The sequence below is a fragment of the Protofrankia sp. CiP1_Cm_nod4 genome, from assembly GCF_982290645.1.
Genome location: NZ_CEVIVC010000128.1, coordinates 12,188 through 14,603 on the forward strand (window position 1 = coordinate 12,188; position 2,416 = coordinate 14,603).

Annotated in this window: 2 protein-coding genes; both read right to left on the reverse strand. The window is 71.2% G+C overall.

Annotation, left to right across the window (positions count from 1 at the left end; all coding sequences use genetic code 11):
• Window positions 1–125: 125 nt before the first annotated feature.
• Complete coding sequence (locus AC5LSR_RS19310) at window positions 126–908, reverse strand: FkbM family methyltransferase (protein ID WP_250287399.1); 783 nt, start codon at window positions 906–908, stop codon at window positions 126–128.
• Window positions 909–1,478: 570 nt separating this feature from the next.
• Window positions 1,479–2,416: ABC transporter substrate-binding protein (locus AC5LSR_RS19315; protein ID WP_493468765.1), on the reverse strand; the 938-nt coding region annotated here is incomplete at its 5' end.

The window sequence follows — 2,416 nt, forward strand, 5'->3', positions numbered from 1 at the left end:
TGGTCGTGGATGGGATCCGCGCTACCTGAGCGGCGCTCCAGGATTCGCGAGCGGAAGGCTGGCGTGGCTGTCGCCCCGGTCGCCCCCGTTTTTCGGTGTCACGGCTCCACCCGTGGTAGCCGGTGTCAGGAGGACGGTCGGAAAAGAATGGTGTTGACGTATCGGTGGACGCTGCCGGTCAGTACCGCCCGGAGGTAGCCGTGGTGGGCCAGCGGTGCCATTTCCCGCTGGTGGCCGACCAGATCGAAGTCGTCCAGTGGGCGCATTCTCCCGTGGTCGAGGAACCAGCCCTGGTAGTGCCAGCTCCGCAGCAGTTCCAGGGTCGCGGCCGCCGGGCTGCGGCTGTCCTCGATCTCGACTACGAGATTCGGGCGCCAGCGCCGGATAATTCCCTCCGCGCCGCGTAGCGCGGCGAGTTCGTGCCCTTCCACATCAATCTTCACGAGTCCGACGTCGGCGATGTCGAGGCTGTCGAGACGGACCGTCTCGACCTTCACGGTGTGCTCCGCGCGCCCGGTGTGCCCAGCGCGCCCGGTGTGCCCGGTGTGCTCACGGCCCTGGGGGAGCAGGCAGGCGCGCCCCTCGGTGCCCCGGCCGCCCGGTGGCAGCCACAGCTCGGCGAAACCCTCCGTGTCGGACGCGGCCTTCGGCACCACCGTGACGTTCGGCCGGCAGGTGCGGGCGACGAAGGCGGCCAGTTCGGGGTTGGGCTCGACCGTCACGACATGGCGGGCGTGCCGCGACATCCAGTGGCTCCACGGGCCGTACCAGGCGCCGACGTCCAGAGCGGTCTGTCGCGGTGTGACAAACGTATCCACCCGGCGCAGTATCGGCTCGAAGCGGCGGTGGGCCACGGCGACCGCGGCCGCGAACACCCGGTCGGGGACCAGCTCGGCGAGCACGTTCACGACAGCCAAGAACGGTTCCTTCCCCAGGTGGTGGACGCTGTTTTGACCGCCTTTTCGGACGCGCTGCCCCGGACCCGCTGAAATCGTCCGGAGAAATCGGATCCAACATGTTCTGGACGGTCTGTCACGCCGCTGGCGGAGGATGCCGGAGTGAATGCGGCACGACGTGAACGCAGTATGCCCGAACCCGGCCCGGGAAGGGGTTAACAGGGCAGGGAGGGCCGCGAGCCGGGCTGACGGCCCGGAACGGCAGCCGGGCGTCCGGAATATTTGTGATCATTATTCTCTCGTGCCCGGTTCCGGGATCGCCGAAGCATTTCCCGGGTACGGATCGCCCGATCCGGGTGTACCGACGGCCGGATTTCCGGCGGCTGTGGAGGAGCCCGGCCGCGGAGCCTGCCCACGGAAACCGTGCGCGGAACCGGCCTTTCGAACCGCGCCGACGGCGTTACGGGCCGGCCGGCTTTCGCGTGGGCGGCCGCGGGTGGGTACCGGTCTCCCGCCGGTGGCTGGTGGCCGGCTGGTGTCCGGAGGTGTCCGGCTGGTGTCCGGAGGTGGCCGGCGGCCTGGTCAGATCAGGCGGGGCCACTCCTGGTACAGCTCCCGGAGCACGGACAGGTCGAACAGGTGCCCGGCGGCCGACGCCGCCGGACCGGTGGACAGCAGCCGGATGTTGGCCTCGATCAGGGCGTCGGTCATGGTGAACAGGCCGTCCCGGCGGGTCTGCGCCGTCTGGACGAGGTCGTTCAACGCCCTGTTCTCCGCCAGCTGCTCGCGGACGTCGAGCCGGAGCGACCTCGCGTAGACGTCGGTGGTGAGCCGGGCCGCGAGCATGGGGTCGGCCAGGTTCTGCTTCCAGCCGCGGATCTCGGCCGTGAGGAAGGCCTTGACCGTCTTCCGCGCGGCGGTGACCGCGTCGGCGGTCACGACGTACACGTGGGAGACCAGCGGATACCCGTGGTCCGCGAGCAGGAACGCCGAGCAGCTGACCCCCTGCCGGGTGAGGGCCAGCGGCACGTCGGCGACGGAGGACAGCGCCGCGTCGGCCTGCCGCTGCGTGAGGGCCTGCGCGAGGGCCTGCGCATCATCGGGGACGACGACCTGCCGGACCGCCGCCGCGGGAACTCCCGCGGCGGCCAGGAACGACGCCCAGACGGCCGCGCTGCCCATGGCTGTCGCGACCCGCATGCCGATCATCTCCCGCGGTGTCCGGATCGGCCGGTCCCCCAGGGAGACGACCGCCCACGGGGACTTCTGCCGCTGGGCGCCGATGATCCGCAGTGGCGCGCCGGCCGCGGCCTCGCGGGCGACGGCGTCCGCGGTGGTCACCCCCACCAAGGCCGCGCCCGAGGCCACCGACGCCGTCACGCTGGGAAAGCGTGGCCCGCTGCCGCGGAAGCGCGTGGACGTGAAGCCCGCTTCGCGGTAATAGCCACGCTGGTCGGCGACGAGCGAACCGGCGAACTCGACGCCGGGCGCTCCCGGCAGCCCGAACGTGAGCGCACCCG